Source organism: Corallococcus exercitus (genome assembly GCF_003611585.1).
GTDB classification, from domain to species: domain Bacteria; phylum Myxococcota; class Myxococcia; order Myxococcales; family Myxococcaceae; genus Corallococcus; species Corallococcus exercitus.
Genome location: NZ_RAVW01000068.1, coordinates 1 through 19,812, shown reverse-complemented (window position 1 = coordinate 19,812; position 19,812 = coordinate 1). Strand labels below are relative to the sequence as shown.

At 67.2% G+C, this 19,812-nt stretch carries 15 protein-coding genes and 1 pseudogene; 5 read left to right on the top strand and 11 right to left on the bottom strand.

The features are described from left to right. The first annotated feature begins 128 nt into the window (after positions 1-128). Positions 129-1,124 (top strand): TIR domain-containing protein, encoded by a 996-nt coding sequence (locus tag D7W79_RS11605; RefSeq protein WP_120525430.1) that lies wholly within the window; start codon positions 129-131, stop codon positions 1,122-1,124. A 10-nt stretch (positions 1,125-1,134) separates the two neighbouring features. Here D7W79_RS11605 and D7W79_RS11600 read toward each other — a convergent pair whose 3' ends face one another. The 6 genes from D7W79_RS11600 to dacB form a co-directional block, all read right to left on the bottom strand. Next, positions 1,135-2,220, bottom strand: a complete 1,086-nt coding sequence (locus D7W79_RS11600) for a D-TA family PLP-dependent enzyme (RefSeq protein WP_120525438.1) — start codon at positions 2,218-2,220, stop codon at positions 1,135-1,137. A gap of 172 nt (positions 2,221-2,392) precedes the next feature. Then, positions 2,393-3,190 (bottom strand): abortive infection family protein, encoded by a 798-nt coding sequence (locus D7W79_RS11595; RefSeq protein ID WP_120525429.1) that lies wholly within the window; start codon positions 3,188-3,190, stop codon positions 2,393-2,395. A gap of 808 nt (positions 3,191-3,998) precedes the next feature. Next, positions 3,999-4,850 carry a hypothetical protein gene (locus D7W79_RS43210; RefSeq protein WP_147441886.1) on the bottom strand — a complete coding sequence of 284 codons (852 nt, stop codon included), beginning with the start codon at positions 4,848-4,850 and terminating at the stop codon, positions 3,999-4,001. Between the two features lie 196 nt (positions 4,851-5,046). Further along, positions 5,047-5,484 carry a hypothetical protein gene (locus tag D7W79_RS11590; RefSeq protein ID WP_120525428.1) on the bottom strand — a complete coding sequence of 146 codons (438 nt, stop codon included), beginning with the start codon at positions 5,482-5,484 and terminating at the stop codon, positions 5,047-5,049. A gap of 89 nt (positions 5,485-5,573) precedes the next feature. Beyond that, positions 5,574-7,754, bottom strand: coding sequence for a prolyl oligopeptidase family serine peptidase (locus tag D7W79_RS11585; protein WP_120525427.1), 2,181 nt, complete (start codon positions 7,752-7,754; stop codon positions 5,574-5,576). Positions 7,755-7,791: 37 nt separating this feature from the next. Then, a complete protein-coding gene (gene dacB, locus D7W79_RS11580; RefSeq protein WP_244221713.1) occupies positions 7,792-9,276 on the bottom strand; it encodes a D-alanyl-D-alanine carboxypeptidase/D-alanyl-D-alanine endopeptidase in 1,485 nt (494 codons plus the stop codon). 190 nt (positions 9,277-9,466) lie between these two features. Here dacB and rdgC point away from each other — a divergent pair, with 190 nt between their 5' ends. Further along, a complete protein-coding gene (gene rdgC / locus D7W79_RS11575) occupies positions 9,467-10,117 on the top strand; it encodes a recombination-associated protein RdgC (protein WP_120525425.1) in 651 nt (216 codons plus the stop codon). Next, positions 10,104-10,793 (top strand): hypothetical protein, encoded by a 690-nt coding sequence (locus tag D7W79_RS11570; protein WP_120525424.1) that lies wholly within the window; start codon positions 10,104-10,106, stop codon positions 10,791-10,793. The genes rdgC and D7W79_RS11570 overlap by 14 nt, the downstream gene beginning before the upstream one ends. 1 nt (position 10,794) lies before the next feature. Here the strand turns inward: D7W79_RS11570 and D7W79_RS11565 are convergent, their stop codons facing one another. Together D7W79_RS11565 and D7W79_RS11560 are read right to left on the bottom strand one after the other, a co-directional pair. Then, a complete protein-coding gene (locus tag D7W79_RS11565) occupies positions 10,795-11,556 on the bottom strand; it encodes a DUF5953 family protein (protein WP_120525423.1) in 762 nt (253 codons plus the stop codon). After that, entirely contained in the window at positions 11,553-12,290 is a 738-nt protein-coding gene (locus D7W79_RS11560; protein WP_338078797.1) for a DUF6310 domain-containing protein, read from the bottom strand. Before D7W79_RS11560 ends, D7W79_RS11565 begins: the two co-directional genes overlap by 4 nt. A 404-nt stretch (positions 12,291-12,694) precedes the next feature. Here D7W79_RS11560 and D7W79_RS11555 point away from each other — a divergent pair, with 404 nt between their 5' ends. Further along, complete coding sequence (locus D7W79_RS11555; RefSeq protein WP_120525421.1) at positions 12,695-14,974, top strand: hypothetical protein; 2,280 nt, start codon at positions 12,695-12,697, stop codon at positions 14,972-14,974. 44 nt (positions 14,975-15,018) lie between these two features. Here D7W79_RS11555 and D7W79_RS11550 read toward each other — a convergent pair whose 3' ends face one another. Further along, complete coding sequence (locus D7W79_RS11550) at positions 15,019-16,023, bottom strand: hypothetical protein (protein ID WP_244221712.1); 1,005 nt, start codon at positions 16,021-16,023, stop codon at positions 15,019-15,021. 220 nt (positions 16,024-16,243) lie between these two features. Between D7W79_RS11550 and D7W79_RS11545 the strand changes: the two genes are divergently transcribed. Continuing rightward, positions 16,244-17,866, top strand: a complete 1,623-nt coding sequence (locus D7W79_RS11545) for a LysM peptidoglycan-binding domain-containing protein (RefSeq protein WP_120525419.1) — start codon at positions 16,244-16,246, stop codon at positions 17,864-17,866. Between the two features lie 106 nt (positions 17,867-17,972). Here the strand turns inward: D7W79_RS11545 and D7W79_RS11540 are convergent, their stop codons facing one another. Both D7W79_RS11540 and D7W79_RS44930 read right to left on the bottom strand, forming a co-directional pair. Then, the gene (locus tag D7W79_RS11540; protein WP_120525418.1) at positions 17,973-19,568 is read right to left on the bottom strand and encodes an aromatic amino acid hydroxylase; all 1,596 of its coding nucleotides are present in this window, start codon (positions 19,566-19,568) and stop codon (positions 17,973-17,975) included. A 92-nt stretch (positions 19,569-19,660) separates the two neighbouring features. Further along, a pseudogene (locus D7W79_RS44930) lies at positions 19,661-19,812 on the bottom strand (LysR family transcriptional regulator); the annotation flags it as partial.

Below are 19,812 nucleotides of genomic sequence, written 5' to 3'. Positions count from 1 at the left end.
CAGGCGCAAGGCGTCATTGAACAGGGATTGACCTGCTTTGGCAACGTCTGTGTTTCGCCCTCCTGACGCACGGCGACGGGCGCGGGGGATGGCGTGGTTGGACCGGGACGCCCTACAGTCCCGGGCCCATGGGAGACACGCTGGACGTCGTGGTGGACCTGGGGGACGTGGGGGAGACGGCCGCGGATGCCGTGCTGCTGAAGTACGCGCAGGGCTTCCACGGGGCGGACGGCGCGGTGTCGCGCCGGCTGGAGGCGGCGGGCGTGGCCATGGACGCCTTCGACCTGCTCCCCGGGGACCACCGCTTCATCGACACGCGCAGGAGCCTGGGCGCTCCGCTGGTGCTCTTCCTGGGCACGGTGCGCCTGCGCCAGTTCGGCTACCACGAGATCCGCCAGTTCTCCGTGCGCGCGCTCCAGCTCCTGGAGCCCCGGCACGAGGTGCGTCACCTCGCGTGCACGGTGCACGGCCCCAACTACGGGCTGGATGAGGACGAGGCCGTGCTGGCCCTGGTGGGCGGCTTCGTGGACGCGTTCCAGCGCGGCAGCGGCCCGCGCAACCTGGAGCGCATCACGGTGGTGGAGCTGAACCCGAAGCGCGTGGAGCGGCTGCGCAAGGCCATCGCGCTGGGGCTGGGGCTCACGCCGGGCGTGGAGCCGCTGATGGGGGCCACGGGCTTCCGCGTCCGGCGGACGTCCCGCTTCGTCCAGGCGCCGCCCATGGCTTCCGCGGGCGCGAACTCCAACGAGAAGCCCCACGCCTTCGTGGCGATGCCCTTCGCGCCGGAGCTGGAGGACACCTACCACTACGGCATCCTGAATCCGGTGAAGTCGGCCGGGCTCCTGTGCGAGCGCGTGGATCAGGCCATCTTCGACGGTCCCATCATCCAGCGCATCCGGGACCGCATCGACACCGCGAAGGTCGTCATCGCGGACCTGTCATTGGCGAACCCCAATGTCTACCTGGAGGTGGGTTACGCCTGGGGACGCGGCAAGCCCACCCTGATGCTGGTGCGCGACGTGAAGGAGCTGCGCTTCGATGTGTCCAGCTACCGGTGCCTCGTCTACCGGAACATCCGGCACCTGGAGGAGATGCTGACGCAGGAGCTGCAGCGCATCGTCTGAGGCGCGGGGTTCACCAGCCGCGTGCCGCGACCTCCCACGTGGCCACGTGCGTGTCGCCGCGCACGACGTACAGCCGGGGATGCTGGGGGACAGAAACACAGACATGGTTGGGCACCACGCGCACCCGCTCGCCGATGCGGGGGCGCCACGTCGTGCCGGACACGTCCAGCAGGCCGTGCTCCTCCGACAGGTTCTTCACCACGACCTCTGGCCGGTCCAGCAGGACGCCATAGCCCGGCGCCAGCCCTTCCTCCTTCACCAGCGCCTTGGCCCCCGCGTCGATGACCACCTGGCCGGGCACGGCCGTACTCACCACGGTGGCCAGCACGGAATAGGCGCACTCCGTCCAATCACAGGCGCCGATGACCGCCGCGTTGCGGTCGTTCAGCGCATTGAGTCCCGGGCGGATCTCCGTGAGGCCCTTCACGGTATGGGATTGCCAGAGGGTCGGCGTGGAGCCGCCGCTGACCACCTCCGGCGGCAGGCCCGCGTCGCTCAATGCGCCCACGAACGTCGCCAGTGCTGCCGACTGGGCGCCCATCGCGGAAGGCAGCTCCGCCTGGGGGATGCGGATGTGGCCCGCGTAGAACGTCACCCCGCGAAACGCCACGCCAGGCGTGGAGGCCGCCGCGCGTGCCAGGGCCACGGTCTCCTCCGGCGTGCGCAGCCCGACGCGGCGCATGCCCAGGTCCACCTCCACGAGCACGCCCACGGTGCGCCCCGCGTCCCGGGCCGCGCGCGCCAGGCCCTCCAGCACGTCATGGGAGTCGAGCGCCACGGTGAGCCGCACGCGCGAAGGCAGGGCCATCAGCCGCGCCAGCTTGCGCTCGCCCACCGGCGGGTACGCGAGCAGCACGTCGTCGGACACCGAAGCCATGACCTCGGCTTCCAGGACGGTGGCCACCGTGACGCCGGTGGCTCCCGCCGCGACCTGCATCGCGCCCAGCTCCGCCGTCTTGTGCGTCTTCGTATGGGGACGCCAGCGCAGGCCGTGCTCGCGAGCGTAGGTCGCGACGCGCTGGAGGTTCCGCTCCACGCGGGCCAGGTCCACGATGGCGGCGGGCGTGTCGAGCGTATCGAGGAAGGTCGAGGACATGCGGCGCATGCTGGCACCGCGTTTCCCGACCCGTCACCCGAATCCCGCCGGACGTGCGGCAGGCAACGCTGCAACCAACCATCAAGCCCTGCCAGTTACATCGCCAGAAACTCAGGGGCAAGCAGGCTGCGGCTCCATCGTTCTGCCTGAGTTCGGATCTGTAGAACTGGAGTCAGAAGGGGATGTCATCGTCGGCCACTGGAGCAGCCTGCTTTGCCAAGCGATCTTCTATGGCACGGATGAACCTGACGGTGCTCGTTACTTGATTGAAGATGAGTAGGCTTTCTTCGTAATTTAGCATTCTATTGTCATGGGCGAGGCTTTGTTCGTTGCGGACGCGGCTGAATGCGTCCAGGTGGCTAATGGTTGACTTGAGGATGCGTTCGGTCATTTCTGATTCGATCGCGTTTTGCTGCTTTAGTGCCTTGATGTACTCGCCCATCAGGCTGTGGAGCGGCTTCTCTCTATCGATAGAGATTTTTCGGCCGCTGCAAACGAGTCGTAAGTACTTGATGAAAAATGTGTGAAGCCGATCCAGTGCCGACTCCGGTTCGTTGTTTTCGATTGAGATTTTGACAGCATTCACAAGTGCTTCGAACTCTCTTTCCGTTGATACTGGCGTCAAGGCGTCGATGTTGATTGCCGGCGCATCATGGAGAAGGCGCTGGGCGATCTTTTGGCAGGAGTCGAATAGGTCCTTGTTCTCAATGAGCTTTTCGATGCGAGTGTAGTCCAGTAAGTCGGCTGAAAGCTTTCCGACGACATGATTAGGTTCTACTTCCCAGAAGGCCCGCAGTCGATTGGCTTTAGAACCGGAGTGTCTGTAATACTTTGGTTCGGAGATAATTCTTTTTGCGCTATCGGCAATGAAGTCTTCGAATGTTCGGTTTGAAAAATTTAGCACGTAGCCGGAACTCATCCCGAACAGCCGCTCGAATTGACGCATCTCAAACTTGGTAAGGTCGGACATAGAGAGCTGGAGGCGCGCTGGTCAGTTGCGAGAGCAGTTCGCCCGTTCCTTTGCTGCTGCATTAAAGTCGCCCACATTGGATGGGGGCAAGACCTCTCCCCATGTGAGGGGGGCGACTTGAGGAAGGACGAGGACATGCGGCGCATGGTGGCGCTGCATTCCTCAGCCCGTCACAGAAGTTCCGCTGTGCGGGCGGCAGGCAACGCACTCAACTTCGGGGAGCCTGATGCTCAAACCGCGCACAGACCTTCGCCTTTCCTGGGTAGGAACCGACTCCGGTAGGTGGTGGTGGCGCTCCGCCCGTGCGTGGACGAGATGCTTCGGGGGCAGTGTCCTTGCTGCCGTAGGCGTGATCAAGATGCGGTTCCCTGTCATTGTCACGACTCAGTGCGCTCGGCCAGCACGAAGCATACAGGCATCGAACAGCTTCCAGACCTCGAAGCTCCCATTGGACAGCAGGTGGTCCACTTGCTTCACGGCATGCTTGGAGGTGTCGTCCTCGTCCCGTGCCCACGCCATGGCCTTGCCAATGACCGCTACGGACAGACTGGTGGTCTGTGCCGCCCATGGGCGTGTGTGAGAGGAAGAGGATTCGGTTGACGTACAGGTCGTCCTCGAAAGCCTCCGTCAAGAACGCTCGCACTTGCTCTTTGTGGATGGCCTCCTTGCGCGTCATGGTGGCCTTCCTCTCTGCCCGTGCGCCAGTGTCGTCGCACGCAGCGACCGGGCGAACGCACGCTGATTGACTTGCTAGATAAGGGAAACCCTCATGTTTCCCTCTCCGATAATCGTGTCGTTCTTGTTGCGATTAAAAGGAATAGGAGAAAATATGCCTTTCTTGCGTGGTTGGATTTTTTAGGCCATGCCTAGATGTCTGCATCGTGTCCACATCTAGAATGCCAAGGCGAGTAGTTTCGTATGGGAGTAGGTGCCGTCCAAAAAGGGTATGAATTGTTTTCCCCTCATGTATCCATGGGATTATGTATGGGCGAGCATTGAGATGTTGGAAAATCTTTACGACTTGTGGTGCGCCGCCAATGGTGTCATCAGGGCCGCTGCTACGAAGCAGGTCTCGAATGACTTCTAGCGGTTCCATGTCAAGGCCTCTCCATCGTTTCAGGGGTGGAGGACCAAGACGGGTTTTCATCAGGGTTCTTAGTCTGTTGCGAGCGATGGGCGCCCAGTCGCCAGCAAACTCAACAACTCGAAGCTGTGTGCCAAGTAGAGCCCTGGGAGTAATGTGGACGAATTTCTTCTCGGTCTTGTTGTACGCGATCTTCCAGATCTTGAACTCTTTTGAAACCCACGAGTAGCCTGCTAATAGAAACTCAGTCCCCGCCGCATCTTCGCCGGGAGCTTGGCCCTTAATTGCATCGTATAGTGCGTTAAATGTTTTGACGACATGGCCACGCAATTTTCGAATGTCGTCGGCGCGCGTACGGGATTTTTCAAAGGCATCGATTGCGTTCGCCAGCTGTAGCATTAGTGGATATGTGTAGCCGGTATCTCCAGCAAAGCAGATCGCGCAGTCTGATCTAGGAAGTACCAATATTTTGGGGCACTGATCCCAACGCATGCCTCCAGAAAGTCGGCTATCTGATGCGATGAAAAGCTCTTGAACAGTTTTCGTCTGGCGGATCCAGGCGGCCGCTATTGTCATGGTTTCGGGGAACTGCCGATGTGAGTTGCTCTTATCGGGGGAGACTTTCTCGTGAGATGAATTCAGAGGCCCGGTGGATATAGCCCGGATCTGAGTTGTCTTGAGAGTAGTCGTATTTTAGTCGCGCAGAGTTCGGCGCGGAGTTTGCCGCAAGCGCCGAGTATTCCGTCGCTTGGCGCTAGTGAGCCCCTCCCCTTCATGCCGAGGGAGGTGCCTTCACTGGCTCGAAGGACACCGTGGGCCGCTGCCAGCTCCAGCCGCCGGACTTCAGGGCCTCCGTCGCCTGCGCATCCAGCACCCGCAGCGCCGCGAGCACGTCCGCGGGCGGGCGGGGGGCTCCCGGTGCGCTCTCCACCTCGAAGCGCGGAGGAATGCTCGCGGCGTCCCGGCCGCCCATCACCACGCGGATGCGGCAGTTCTGCGGCGACAGCTCCGTCTCTCCGGACCAGGACACGTCCTGGACGAAGAGGTCCGCCGTGCCGGTGGCCTTCTGCCCTCGCAGCCGCGTCACCACCGCGTCGAGCGAACCCTTCGCGCGGGCGTTCCGCTTCTTTCCAAGGCGGGTGAGCGTCCACCAGGCAAGGCCGCCCGCGACCACGGGCGAAAGGATGAAGTAGGGGATGAGCGGGCTCATGGGGGCGGCAGGCTGCCACGAAACAGGGAAGAAGAAACGCCCGTCTCCAAGCCCTGGGGCTCGGGAGACGGGCGTGTGGAGAAGCAGGACTACTTCGGCGCGGGCGCGCTGACCTTCTTCGTCGCGTTGGGCTTGTACGTCATGCCCAGCTCGTTGAAGACGAAGGAGTAGACGTCCACCTCCTCCTCGATGCGCGCGGCCAGCGGCGTGCCCAGGCCGTGGCCCGTCTCCGCGTCGGCGCGCAGCAGGATGGGCTTGGGGGACGCCGTCGCCGCCTGCATCCGGGCCACCATCTTGCGCGAGTGGTACGGATCCACGCGCGGGTCATTGGCCCCGGACGTGAAGAGCACCGACGGGTACTTCGTCCCGTCCTTCACCTGGTGCACCGGCGAGTAGTTGTACAGCGCCTTGAACTGCTCCGGGTCCTTCACCGAGCCGTACTCGGTGACGTTGAACTGGCCGTTGGGCGTCAGCTCCGTGCGCAGCATGTCGTAGATGCCGACGCGCGCCACCACCGCGCCGTACTGCTCCGGGTGCTGCGTCAGGGCCGCGCCCATCAGCAGGCCGCCGTTGCTGCCGCCCTGGATGGCCAGCTTCTTCGGCTGCGTGTACTTCTGGTCCACCAGCAGCTTCGCGCACGCGTAGAAGTCGTCGAACACGTTCTGCTTCTTCGTGAGCGAGCCGCCCTTGTGCCACTCCTCGCCGAACTCCGAGCCGCCGCGCAGGTTCGCCACCGCGAACACGCCGCCCTGCTCCAGCCACATGCCGGTGACCGGGTTGTAGCCCGGGGAGATGGAGACGTTGAAGCCGCCGTAGCCGGTGAGCAGCGTGGGGTTGTTCCCGTTCAGCTTCGTGCCCTTCTTCTTCAGGATGGTGAGCGGCACCTTGGTGCCGTCCTTGGACGTGGCCTCCGTGCGCACCACCTCCACGTCGCTCATGTCGACGGGCGCCGTGCGAGCCAGCGCCGTCTTCGTGAGCTTGTTGCCCTCCGCCGAGTAGCGGAACCACGCGGCCGGCTGGGTGAAGCTGCCGTTGACGACGAGCAGGTCGTCCGCGCCCTGGCGGACCAGGCCGCCCACCGACGACACCGGCAGCGTGGGCACCAGCCCCAGGGCCTTGCCCGTCAGGTCCACCATGCGCAGCTGCGACGGACCGCCCAGCTGCTCCAGCAGGTACAGGCGGCTCTTCGTCGGCACCACGGCCTGCACCGTCGCCTCGCCCTCCGGGACGATGACGGTGGCCTTGTCCAGCGTGGGCGTGGCCAGCGGCAGGCGCAGCACCTTGCCCTTCGGGGCGTCCTTGCGGCTGAGCAGGTACGCCGCGCCGTCGCCGCCGAAGCGCGCCGCCACCACCTTGTCCGCGTACTTCGCCACCTGCGTCCAGGTGCCCTTGGGGCCGTGCAGGTACAGGTCGTACTCGCCGCCGTCGCCGTTGGCCACGCGCGCGAAGGTGTACTGGCCGTCGTCGCTGGACTCCAGCTCCGTCATCGCGATGCGCGGGAAGTCCTTGCCCAGCGCGTACGTGTCCTTCTCCGTGGGCGTGCCCAGCGTGTGGAAGTACACCTGCTGGTACACGTCGCGGTCCGCGGGCGGGCGCTCCTCGCCGCGGGGATGGCGCGTGTAGAAGAAGCCCGTGCCCTGCGCGTTCCACGCGAGGCTGCCGCCCGCCGTGCCGCTGTTGACGCGGGGCACCAGCTCGTTGGGCACCGCCTTCGCCGTGGCCACGTCCCACACCGTGACGTCACCGCTCTCCGTGCCGCTCTTGGACATGGAGACCGCGACCTTCTTGCCGTCGTGTGACAGCTGGAACCAGTCGATGGTCGTCTTGCCGGAGGTGTCCACCACCGTGGGGTCCACCAGCACGCGCTCCTTCGACGTGTCGTCCAGCGAGCCCACCACGATGAGCGTGGGCTGCTGCTTGGGCGGCTGGTACTTCAGCCCCAGCAGCGTGCCGCCCTGCTCGTCCAGGCCGCCGTAGCCGGGCGACTTCCAGGACAGGATCTCCGTGATGCGCTGGCGCAGCGGCTCGCGGCCGGGGAGCTTGTCCAGGTACGCGCGCGTGTATGTGTTCTGCGAGTCGGTCCACTGCTGGACCTTGGGGTCGGTGGCGGACTCCATCCACTGGTACGGGTCCGACACGGTGGTGCCGTGGTAGGTGGTCTCCACGGGCTGCTTCTCCGCGGCGGCGGGCTTCGCGGGCGCCTTGCCGGCGGCTGCCGCCACGAGCGGCAGCATCAGCGCGGCGGTCGTCACTGCGATTCTGGACTTCATGTTTCACCTCGCATGCGGGTGGTCCCCTGCGGGACGCTCATCGCAGGGGCAGCTCCACCAGGGCGGTGGAGAAGGTGTCGAAGGTCTCATTGGCGTTGGGCTTCGTGCCCTCGTCCATGTTGCCGAGCATCAGCGCGAAGACGACGCGCGGGTGCTCCGGGTCGTTGGGCCGCTCCGCCACGCCCACGAAGCACTTCTGGCCCGTGAGCGTTCCCGTCTTCGCGCGGATGCGGCCCGCGGTGGACAGCGTCGTCTTGCGGCCCGCGAGCGTCCCGTCCACGCCCAGCACCGGCAGGCTGTCCACCAGCGCGGCGCCGTAGGGCTCCTGGAGGCTGGTGAGCAGCACCCGCGCCATGCCCCGGGGCGACGCCAGGTTGTAGCGGGACAGGCCGCTGCCATCCACCGGGCGCAGGTCCTTGGACGGCACGCCCCGGCGCGTCAGCTCCGCGACCAGGGCCGTGCGCAGCGCGGCGTAGCCCTCGTTGCCGGTGCGCTCGCGCGCGAAGCGCATGCCCAGCCGCTCCGCGTACAGGTTGAGGCTCTCCTTGTTCGTCGCGCGCACCAGCTCCGACAGGGGCGGGCTGGTCAGCTCCACCAGCGGCACCGGCACCGGCGGCATGGGCGAGGTGGGGGCCTCCAGCGAGAGCGGCAGCCGCGTCACCCCGTGCCGCGCCAGCGCGTCGTCCACGCACGCGGCGAAGAGGGCCTCCGGCGCGTCCACGGACAGCTTCACCGCGGCGGACTGGGGGCACGGCCCACCGGAGGGCGAGCGCCAGGTGCAGCGCACGCCGCCACCGCCGCGCACGCAGGCCAGGTTCGTGCGCTCCGCGTTGACGTCCACGTTCACCACCGCGGACAGCGTGGCGAAGGTGGGGGTCCACTGGACGGAAGGCGCGTCCGCGCAGGTGGCGCCGGGAGCGCGTGCCAGCGCCAGGTCCACCACGTTCTCGCGGAAGACGAAGGGCGTGGGCGCCGCGCTGTAGGCATACGCCGCGTCGTCCCAGGCCCAGCCGGGGCCCAGGCCGCCATCCACGCCGTCCGTGCCGGCGATGCGCACGTTGCCGCGCCACTGGTGGATGCCGCGAGCCTGGAAGGCTTCCGCGATGCGGTCGCACGCGAGCGCCGTCTCCGGGAAGCGCCACGAGCCCAGCGACGGGTCCCCGGACGCCTGCGCCACCACGTCGCCCAGGAACAGGCCTCCCGTCTGCGAGCCCTCCAGGGACACCGGCGTCACGAAGCGGAAGTCCGCCCCCAGCGCGGACAGCGCGGCGGAGGTGGACACCACCTTCATCGTGGACGCGGGCAACAGCCGCACGTTCTCCCGGTGGGTGAAGAGGGGCTCCCCGGTGCGTGCATCCACCACATAGGCGCCGGTGATCGCCCCGTCCGCCTCCAGGGTCCCCAGCAGGGCGTTCGTCACCCCGGGCAGGGTGTTACGCGGGGCGCCGTCCGGCGTGGCGGGCGCGTGGGTGCAGGCGGACAGGAAGAGGGCAACGCTGGCGGGGAAGAGGGCGCGGCGCATGGCGGCGGCCACCGTATGTCGCGTGCCTGGGAGTGTCATGGTTTCCCGCCGGCGGGGAGGGGCGGAGGCGTGCACGGTTGGACGGAGCACGGGCAAACGGTTTCGCGCGCGGGCTATTCCCGGGCCGCTCCGTCCAGCCACACCGAGTGCCTTGACGCGACGCCACGCGCCCCCCATCCTGCCGCGCCCCATGCCTGTCCTACGTGGTGCCGTGACCTTTTCGCGCTTCCGGACCGAGCCGGCCAAGGATGCGCCGTCCGACGTCAAGCGCTGGTTGACCAAGGGACTCAAGTCCCATGCATTCGAACCCATCGACCGCCGCTCCGAGGAGGAGCGCGCCGCGGGTTTCGTGGAGCTGGAGAACCCGGAGTCCTCCGAGTTCGCCACCGGAAACCTCTTCTATGGCGAGTACGCCCTGTTCGGCTTCCGCATCGACACGCTGAAGGTGCCCGCGTCGATGATGAAGTCGGAGCTGGACAAGTGGTCCGCCGCCTTCGCAAAGGAGAACGGCCGGCCGCCCGCGCGCGCGGAGAAGAACAAGCAGCGCGCTGAGCTCAAGCAGCTGTTGCGTCAGCGCGCCGTGCCGCGCACCAGCGTGCTGGACGTGACGTGGAACCTGAAGACGCAGACGGTGCAAATCTGGGCCGCGTCGCGCAAGACGGTGGATGAAATCTGCGTGGCGCTGGAAGGCGCCCTGGCGGTGAAGGTGATTGGCATCACGCCCGCGTCCATGGCGCAGCGCGCGGGCATCGACGAGAAGGCCCTGGGCCCCACGGCGGAGCTCATTGGCATGGACCTGCCGGCGACGGCTTCGGTGGAGGACGCCCATGGCGAAGCGTGAGCAGGCGAGGGAAGAGGCGGCGTTCGCACGGGGCGATGTTGGCGTGGATGGCGTCGCCACCGAGGAGGAGAAGGACGAAGCCGAAGTCGAAAAGGGCAAGGCCCGCGAACAGCTGCTGCGCGGCCGGGCCTACCTGGGCCGCGAGTTCATGACGTGGCTGTTGTGGCGCTCGGAGTCGGGTGACCCCCTCGTGGAGTTCGACGGCGCGGGCGTGGTCGTCCTCTTCCTGGGCAAGGTGGTGCTGCGCGGCGTGGCCGGCGACGTCACGGAGATGAGCGCCAAGGGCACGCTGGCGCCGTACTCGGAGAACGTTCGCCACTCGCTGGACCGGGGCCTGCTGGTGTCCCAGGCGCGGCTGCGCATCTCGCACGGCGAGCGCGAATACGAAGTCACCCTCGATTCCGAGTTCCTGGACATCCGCGCCGCCAAGCTGCCCGCGCTGATGACCGAGGAAGAGGATGATCAGCTCTCCGAACGGCTGGAGCTGACCGAGCAGCTCTCCGGGCTCGTGGACGCGCTGGTGCAGGACTTCCTGCCCATGCGCGCCGGCCGCGCCTGGAGCAAGCAGGTGGTGCCCGCGATGAAGGCGTGGATGAAGGGCGAGGAGAAGGGGAGCGACGTGCTCTCCAAGGCCGCCCGCGCCCGGGGCCGCGACGCACGGGCCGCTCGCGGCTGAGTCACAGTCGAGGCGCTGTGCGCCCGCCAATCACCGGGAAGCGCTCATAGGCCCGCTTGAGCGCTTCCAGGTGAGTGGGGTTGTCGTAATCAAGCGGTGCATCCGTGAGCTGCACGATCCACCCGCCTGACGGAGTGCGACGTGCCCGCGTGAGCAACTCGGCATCGCGAGCAGGATCCGGGAACCCGATGACCTCCGCGGCAGCCGCGGACCAATAGTTCAGCCACCCGAGGAAAGAGGGAGTCTCCGCCCTGGGGCTCTTCTCCGGAAGGTTGAGCATTGGAAGCCCACGGGGTGAACGCTCGGGGTCGTCTGGCGAGCGGCGGAACTGCTGCGCGACCTCTGAGCCGTAGCCATACGGCGACGCATGACCCCAGAACGACCGTGCCCCCTCCGCCACGGCCTCAAGCAGAGCCGCCGCTGCCGCGACCACGGGCCCGTCCAGTGGCAGTTTTGCGTGCACTTCAAATTGGGGCTGTCCGCCTGGACTGGAGAGCCCTGAGCTTTCAATTGCCCAGACCGTCACGGGGTAACGTTCGTCCCCGTTGCACACGACCGGGAATCCACCGTCCTCGATTCTTTCCACGAGCCAGGTGTCACGCTGTGGCAACGCGATGGGGCGCCCACTTTCGCCAACTTCCCACTCCAGTCGTAAGCCAGGGAACGCATTCTCCATTCCATGGATGACATTGAGCGTGCGGCTGTCTTTGCCCACGAGGGCAGGGGCGTAGGTGATGAGTGTCAGCTTTTTTCGCGTGCTCATCGTTTACATCCTGTGACGACGACATCGAGCTTTGGAAGTTCTTCGAGCAGCGCGGCTTTATGCGCGTGGGTGCTCACTCCCACGACGAAGCCATATCCGCATGCCTTTGCGACGTCTCGCTCCTGCATTAATTGTTTCACTTCCTTCCTGATCTCCTGTTCCTGGACAAAATCATTGTACGAATCAAACTGATGCGTCTTGATCTCCCACAGTTTGCGGACACCGACTTGCAGTGCATCGAAGCGCACGCCACCCACGAGCACGTCCATCCCGGGATAACGGTTCGGTGGGAACTTGTCGGCGCACTCGTTATGCGAGTCATCCTCGCCTGCGTGTGGCACGGGAACAGGCTCGCAACTGGCACGGCCCGTCCGGCCCACGGGCACGGGGGGCACCGGGGGCTGCCTGCCCTGGCCTGCTGGCTCCGGTTCCAGCCTGGGCTTCGGCTTTGCTACAGGCTCCCGGGATGCGACGCTCGCCCCTTGTGAGGTCCCCGCTTCCTCAGGGTAGAGGTGGCGCAGTTCATACGCATCCAGTTCCGCTTTGATGGCGACGGCGACCACCACCACGCCCAAGACGATGACGGCTCCCACGGCGATTTCAGGCGCAGCCAGCACGCAGAACCCGAGCCCCACGGTCGCGGCATCAACGGAGGCAACCGTGCATCTTCCCGTGGTGTCGTGGAACTCGACCCGGTCATGGTCGAGGGCCCGATAGCACCGCTCCACCAGCACGGACCAAGGCTGGGACGCCTCGTGGACAACGCACTGCCCACCGTCCCTCCATGGCAGCGCCGCCGCTCGCTGGAGGTTTGCAATCCGTCGAGTGCGTGCCGCTGGTTGTTTCGGAATCGGATCCGTCGTAGCGCAGGCCGAGCAAAGGAACAGAAGCAAGAGTGCGCGGCACCTCCGGAAACGCATAGGCCATGTCCTCGTAGCAAAGGCCGGGGCTGCAGTCCGTGGATGCGCGGTGGGCCCGGTAGCCCGACAGGCGCTCCAGTCTAGCGCGCTGCCCGGGCCGGAATGGAGCGGGCGACCGCACCAGTCCGGAGCGGTGCCTGTCTGTCCCAGGGCGAAGCGAAGAGGCACGGGGCTCGCAATGACTCGCGGGCAACCCCTCCCGCCCGAGCAGGTGTCCCGTGCCGTCCGCCCCCAGCACCGAAGCCATCCAGCGCATCTCCCTGAAGAATCGCGAGTACGCCTACATCGAGGACGCCAACCGTGGCGTCGTGCTGATGGAGGTCGGCCCGCGCGTGCTGACGCTGGAGGCGCACCTGACGCTCGTCGCGAAGGAGCGGATGGTGGAGGTGGGCGCCGGCAGCTGGTGCGTGGTGCGCAACCCCGTGGTGCGCGTGGATGGTCAGGTGGCGCTGGACGACTTCGGCCAGGCCCGCGTCGCGGTGGGCGACCGTGAGGTCCGCGTGGGCCCGAAGGTCTTCCCCCTGTACCCCGGCGAGGAGCTGGAGGGCGACATCGTCCCGGAGTACGTCCTGGGCGTGTCGGAGGCACTGCGGCTGCGCGCGCTCACCGCGTTCATGGACACCAGCGTCGCGGACGCACCGCGCCGCCGCGAGGCCGGTGACGAGTGGCTGGTGCGCGGCCCCGGCCGCTACGTGCCGGGCGAGGCCGTCACCGTCGTGTCGCTGGAGAAGGCCCGCGTCCTCAAGGAGACCGAGTACTGCGTCATCCTCAATCCCGTGGACCGCGCCACCGGCCGCGTCCAGGAGGGCCGCCGCAAGGTCGTCTCCGGCCCCGACGTCTTCTTCCTGGAGCCCGGCGAAGCGCTGGAAGGCGACGTGCGCCGCAAGCACGTCCTGTCGGAGCTGCAGGGACTGAAGCTCCAGGCGCTGGATGACCTCTCCGAGAACGAAGGCGGCGAGCCCCGCGCACGCAAGGCCGGTGACACGTGGATCGTCCGCGGCCCGCGCACCTATGTGCCCAGCGAGAAGGTCCTCATCCACCGGGAGATCGCCGCGCTGTCGCTGGGGCAGGGGGAAGGCCTGTACGTGCGCGACCTGCGCTCGGGCAAGGTGTCGCTCGTCCAGGGGCCGTGCCAGTTCATGCCGGAGGCGCACCAGGAACTGCACGAGAAGCGCCTGTCCCCGGACGCGGAGGCGCTGCTGGGCCTTGCTCCGCCGTTGACACCTCTGGTGGACGCGAAGGAGGCCCGGGCGCCGCGCCCCACAACCGCGCCGGAGAAGGGGGACCGCACGCGCGCCATCGTGCTGCGCATCGAGGACAACACGGCGGTCCTCATCAATGACTTTGAAACCAACCATGCGCGCGTGGAGTTCGGCCCCGCGAAGGTGATGCTGCGTCCGTACGAGGACGTCACCGTGCTGGACCTGTCCGGCAGCACGCCCAAGCGCCCGCGTCAGCTCAAGGTGCTGATGCTGCGGCTGGGGCCGGACTTCGCCACGGACCTGTTCGAAGTGGCCACTCGCGACCACGCGCGGCTGCGCATCAAGCTTTCGTACAAATGGCAGTTCGACGTGCAGGGCGACCCGGAGAAGGACAAGGCCATCTTCCGGGTGAACGACTTCATCGGGTACGTGTGTGAGAACCTCGCGTCGCGCATCCGCCAGGTCGCGGCGGAGAACGAGTTCGAGACCTTCCACAAGAACGCCAGCGTCCTCATCCGCCGCGCCATCTTCGGCATGGACGACGCGGGCCGCGCGCGCAAGGACCGTCTCTTCTCCGAGAACCAGCTGCGCATCATCGACATCGACATCAAGGACATCGCCCCCGTCGACGAGAAGACAGCCCTGAAGCTGCGCGAGGCCATCGACACCAACATCCAGATCCAGCTGGACGCCTCACGCCAGGAGGCCCAGGCCGCCGCGGAACTCAAACGCATCCGCAGCGAGGAAGAGAAGCAGCTCGCCGACATCGCCAGCCACCGCAAGTCGGAGGCCGAACGCCAATCCCTCATTGAATTGCAGAACCGCAACCACCAACTGGAGACGCTCAGCCGCGCCAAGGTGGAGGCGGAGGCGCAACTGGAGCGCGCCCGCGTGGAGAGCGAGGAGGCCCTGGCCCGCGCCGAGTCCGATGCTCGCGCCTCCCGCATCCGCGCCGAGGCGGAGGCCGAGCGCGAACGGCTCACCACCCAGGTGACCCTGGAGCGCCAGCAGCGCCTCAACGACCTGGAGGTGGAGCGCCAGTCCCGGCTCGCGGAGGTGGAGGCCTCGCAGTTCCGCCAGCGCGTGGAGTCCCTGGGAGGAGGGGAGAACTTCGTGAAGGCCGTGGCCGCGCAGGCCCAGGCCGCCGTCGTCGGAGGCCTGGACAAGGTCGTCTTCCTCCCCAGCGGCTCCAATCTCAACCTCTTCGACGCCATGCAGGGGCTGCTCGGCCCTGGAGGCCAGCCCCGCCTGTCCGCCCACCACGCCCCGACACCGCCCGGCGACACTTCCACCTGAGGTCGACCAGGCGATGCCGCGCATCGGCGGCGCTCACGGGCGCGTCAGCGCTCGTACTCGTCGCACCCCTTCTCCTGCTTGGACGGGAACGCGGACTGCTTCTCCTGGCGCACGTAGTCGTGGCTCTGGGAGAAGAGGTCCGGGCTCGTCACGGTCACGGTGCCCTTCGCTGCGTCGGCCGTCTTCCACTGGAGCGCCTCCGGCTTTCCGTCGGAGGACGTAAGCCCCAGCACCCAGGCCCCGGCGCCCTTGCCGGGCTCCACGGACGTCACCTTCAGCGTCGTGGCCTCCTGGCCCAATTGCACCTCCACCTCGCCCGTCGCGGGCTTGACGGTGAAGCTGCGCGTCGCGGCGGAGCAGGGCTTGAGGACGACGAAGCCCTTGCCCTGGCGCGTCAGCTCCACCCACGTCCCCGCGAAGGGCTGGAGCTTGTCCGCGGCCACCGGTGCCTTGGACGCCGTGGGGCCTGAGTCCGCCGAGCAGTCCAGGTCCTCGCGCTTGAGCAGCCCCGCCGTGGCCTTCTGCGGCCCCTGGAAGCGCGCGGCGAGGAAGTCCGGCTCCAGCGGGTCGACGTACGCCTCCACCGCGTCGCCGGACACCACGAACGCCTTGCGCGCCGTGTTGGCCGCGTCCGACGCGTGGAAGCCCGCCTTGGACGCCTTCACCTTGCAGATGCCCAGCGGCTTGGACGTGCTCCGGGCGAAGGTGTCCTTGCCCGGGTAGCCCGCGCCGCAACACTGGGGCGTCGGGCCGGACTCCAGCACGAACTGCTTGGGATTGACGCGCAGCGTCCAGGGCTGCGGGTCGTCCGCCTGGGTCAGCGTCCAGGCCGTGGCTGTCTTCTTCTGGACAGTCCACGCGCAATCACAGGTGCCCTCGCTGTTGCCCTGCGGGAACGAGCCCGAGAAGTGCACGAGCGTCTCGTTGCTCCCCTCGACGATGGCCAGCCGCCCCTGCTTGTTCGAGTAGACCCCCGTGAGGCCCTCGGACCCCTGCGCCGAGGCGTCCGGGACCGCGCCCGTGACGCAAAGGGCAAACAGCAATGCCACACTTTTGAAATCCGGTTGAAACCTGGACATCTGCTTGGGCCTCCTGGGCGGGTACTTCAGTCACGGCGGATCGATCCGCTGAAACTGAAGTTGCTGGAATCACTGGTTTCACACGATTGTGACTGGAGATGCGAAACTGATCGCATTGCCTTTCGATAATCACGGCAATCCAAGCACGTCCGCGGCGCCTGTGTTCGCGGCCTGACACCCGGGGCTTCCCATGTCCGTCTCCAACATCCGCGTCCGTTCTGGCGACACGCTTTCGGAGATCGCGAAGCGCTTCAAGACGTCCGTCGCCGACCTGGCCAAGGCGAACAACATCAAGGATCCGAACAAGATCCTGGCGGGCCAGTCGCTGAAGGTGCGGGGGGACGGCTTCGAGGCGAAGGGCACGGGCAACAAGTCGAGCGCGGGCACGAAGACGTCGGGCGACAGCTTCACGCAGTCCACCGGCGGCACGCAGAAGACGACGCCCTCCACCAACGGCGGCACCACCAGCAACGCGGGCGGGGAGCTGGGCTCGCTGAGCCGCAAGTACGAGGCGCGCGGCCCCGGCACCGTGTCCACGGGCAAGGGCGACAGGGGCGGCGTGTCCTACGGCTCCTACCAGTTCGCGTCCGCGACCGGCTCCGCGCAGTCCTTCGTCAACTCGCTGAAGAAGACGAACCCGGACTATTACAAGGCGCTGTCGGGCAGCAAGCCGGGCTCCGCGGAGTTCTCCTCCGCGTGGAAGCAGCTGGCGGCGAAGGACCCGAAGGGCTTCGACAAGGCGCAGCACGACTACATCAAGGCCACGCACTACGACCCGGGCGCCGCCAACATCAAGAAGGCGACGGGCATCGACCTGGACAAGCGCTCCGCGGCGCTGCGTGACGTGGCCTGGTCCACCTCCGTGCAGCACGGCCCCGGCGCGGCGGATGACATCTTCAAGAAGGCGCTGGCCGGCCGCGACCCCGCGAAGGTGAGCGACGAGCAGCTCATCAAGGACATCTACGCCGAGCGCGGCCGCACCAACGCCAGCGGCACCCTGGTGCACTTCTCCGGCAACTCCAAGGACGTGCAGAAGGGCGTGGCCAACCGCTTCAAGTCGGAGGTCAAGGACGCGCTCGCCATGCTCAAGAAGGAGCAGTCGGGCGCGACCACGACGAAGCCGGCCAACACCAACACGGGCGTGGTTCCCCCGTCCGTGAACAACAGCGCGCGGCCGGGCCGCTCGGACGGCACGGGCACGACGCAGGGCACCAACACCTCCAAGCCCACCACGGAGGCGGACCGCACGGACACGCAGCAGGTGGCCGGGGCCAAGGACCGTCCGGCGGTGCACGTGAAGGTGCCGTACTACAGCCAGTTCGAGGGCGGCCACGGCTACACCCCCAGCGACACGGCGTGCTTCAAGGCCGCGGTGGCGATGGCGGGCGCGAAGGGCGCGAACGTGCTGGGCCCGGACCGCCGCATCCAGGTGGGCAAGAGCGAGAACGGCGTCGGCGCGCTCAACGTGGACTCGAAGAAGGCCGCCGAGGGCCGCAAGTACATCGACCAGCAGCTGGAAGCCGGCAAGCCGGTGGTCGTGGGCGTGAGCCACAAGGACTCGAACTACAACGTGGACGGCCTCACGGACCACTTCGTGACCATCACGGGCCGTGGCGTCGACGACAAGGGCCGCACCTACTACACGTTCCACGACCCGGGCACGACCAACGCCAGCAAGGGCAAGGACACGAACCCGAACAACCGCTTCTACGTGGATGACAAGACCGGGAACATGTACCGCCCCGGCAAGGCCGCGAACGGCTACGTGACGGACCGCCACTACGACGTCGCGATGGTGCGCATCAACGGGTAGTCCCTGGCGAAAAGAGCCCTCCGGAAGTGCTTCGGCCCGGCGACCTCATGAGGAGGTCGACCGGGCCGTTTCACATCATCCGTCTGTCTTTCGGAAGCGACGGGCCCTACGCGTGCGCCGTCTCGCGCCGAGGGGGCACCTCGCCGCGCAGCTCCGCCACCTCCGCGCGCAGGAGCCAGTCGGTGGGGAAGTCCGTGGACGCGCGGGCAATCTGCTCCAGCCGCTCGGGGGCCAGCTGCCCCGTCTCGCGGAGGCGGCGCACCTCCGTGTAGAGGGCGGCCAGCGACGGATGCAGGGCCTGCGCCTTGCGCTCGCGCGCCTGGGCCTCGCCGTCGCCCGCGGTGAAGGCGTCCATCTCCCCGAACCACTTGTCCCACGTGCCCGGGTCGGCGGGCCCGCCCGCCACGGACGGCAGCCGCTCCGTCAGGTACAGGCGCGCCATGGACGGCAGCGTCAGCTCACGGCCCGCCAGCGTGCCGCGCAGGGCAATCACCTCTCCGCCGCCCACCGCGAAGCCCTCCAGCACCAGCCCGCTGTCGAGCGAGAGGCTGAAGCTCCCGCGCTCCGGCAGGGTGCCCTGGCCAAATGCGACCAGCGCCGCGCCGCTGAACGGCTTGTCCAGGGCGTGCCCGTCCTGCGAGGTGAGGATGGGGCCCTCCAGCCGGGCCAGCGCGGTGGCCAGGCCCGGGGCCACGTCCTTGGGGGCCGGCAGCAGCTCCACCACCTTGCCCGTCACCTCCCGGCCGTCCGCGAGCACCAGGTGGTTGACCGTGCGCGCGCGCAGCGCCTCGTTGAGGCCCAGGTCCCCGCCGCGCTTCCACGCGAGCGTGGACTCGAACTCCGCCAGGACTTCGAAGAGGTGTTCGAAGTCGCGCGCCACGAAGAGCTGCGGCTGCATGCGGGTGATGTCGTAGTCCGTGTCCGCGCACGCCACGCCCAGGGGCAGCTTGTGCACCGCGGACGTCAGGCAGTGCTTCGCCTCGCCGATGCTGGACAGCAGGCCCGCGCCGTAGATGCGCGGGTGCTGCAGGTCGCCAATCAGCCCGTACTCCGCCGTCCACCAGTACAGGCGGCTCGCGCGGGTGCTCTCGCTGATGTAGCGGTGGCTGGCGTTGGCGGCCTCCAGGCGGGCCTGGGCGTGGGCGATCTCCTCCTCGGTGGCGGTGGGGTCCTCCTTCACCACGGAGAGGTTGCGGATGGCCTCGAAGACGGCCTGGTCCTCCACGCTGGCGATGGCCTTGAACCCCACCAGCCCCACGGCCTTGAGGTATTGGGCATACCGCGCGTTCGCGATGATGGGCGCGTGACCCGCGCTCTCATGGACGATGTCCGGCGCGGGCGTGTACTGGATGTGTTCGTGCGTGCGGATGTCCGCCGCGATGGCCAGCACGCCCAGCGCCTGCAGCTCCGTGAAGACGGCCGGCGGGATGAAGCCGCGCACCGCCACGCAGGACCAGCCCAGCTTGGACAGCTTCTCGTTCATCTCGTCCAGGCTGGGGATGGCCTCCGCGCCAATGCCCGTGGCCTCCAGGCCCTCCAGGTAGACGGGGTGCGCCTTGTCGCTCAGGTGCTCCCGCAGCTGCCCCAGGATGTGCCGCCACACCGCCTGGTCGCGAGGCGTGTACGCCGCGTAGTCCTGCGACACGACGTAGCGGCGCAGGTGCGCGGGAAGGCGGGCAATGGTCCGTTCCGTGGGGGTCATCGCGGCGGCTCCTTCAAGAGAAACAGGACTCCTGAAGAATACGCATCCCACTGCAAGACGGAAATCCGGCAGAAATCGACGTCTTCGTCGGATTATCGTCGCTTGTTCAGGCGACGACGCAGCCCGTCAAGGATGCTCTGGCCCCCGGGGCTGAGGCCGCCGGAGGGCCACAGGGCCACCACCTCCACGACCTGGGGCTCCTGTTCGCGCAGGGGCCAGACGTGGAGGTCGGGCGGGAAGGGCT

Bases quoted from the DNA above. Each gene is read 5' to 3' on its own strand.
- D7W79_RS11605 (WP_120525430.1), top strand. From the start codon at position 129: ATGGGAGACACGCTGGACGTCGTGGTGGACCTGGGGGACGTGGGGGAG.
- D7W79_RS11565 (WP_120525423.1), bottom strand. From the start codon at position 11,556: ATGAGCACGCGAAAAAAGCTGACACTCATCACCTACGCCCCTGCCCTC.
- D7W79_RS11570 (WP_120525424.1), top strand. From the start codon at position 10,104: ATGGCGAAGCGTGAGCAGGCGAGGGAAGAGGCGGCGTTCGCACGGGGC.
- D7W79_RS11590 (WP_120525428.1), bottom strand. From the start codon at position 5,484: ATGAGCCCGCTCATCCCCTACTTCATCCTTTCGCCCGTGGTCGCGGGC.
- D7W79_RS11600 (WP_120525438.1), bottom strand. From the start codon at position 2,220: ATGTCCTCGACCTTCCTCGATACGCTCGACACGCCCGCCGCCATCGTG.
- D7W79_RS43210 (WP_147441886.1), bottom strand. From the start codon at position 4,850: ATGACAATAGCGGCCGCCTGGATCCGCCAGACGAAAACTGTTCAAGAG.
- dacB (WP_244221713.1), bottom strand. From the start codon at position 9,276: ATGCGCCGCGCCCTCTTCCCCGCCAGCGTTGCCCTCTTCCTGTCCGCC.
- rdgC (WP_120525425.1), top strand. From the start codon at position 9,467: ATGCCTGTCCTACGTGGTGCCGTGACCTTTTCGCGCTTCCGGACCGAG.
- D7W79_RS11595 (WP_120525429.1), bottom strand. From the start codon at position 3,190: ATGTCCGACCTTACCAAGTTTGAGATGCGTCAATTCGAGCGGCTGTTC.
- D7W79_RS11540 (WP_120525418.1), bottom strand. From the start codon at position 19,568: ATGACCCCCACGGAACGGACCATTGCCCGCCTTCCCGCGCACCTGCGC.
- D7W79_RS11545 (WP_120525419.1), top strand. From the start codon at position 16,244: ATGTCCGTCTCCAACATCCGCGTCCGTTCTGGCGACACGCTTTCGGAG.
- D7W79_RS11585 (WP_120525427.1), bottom strand. From the start codon at position 7,754: ATGAAGTCCAGAATCGCAGTGACGACCGCCGCGCTGATGCTGCCGCTC.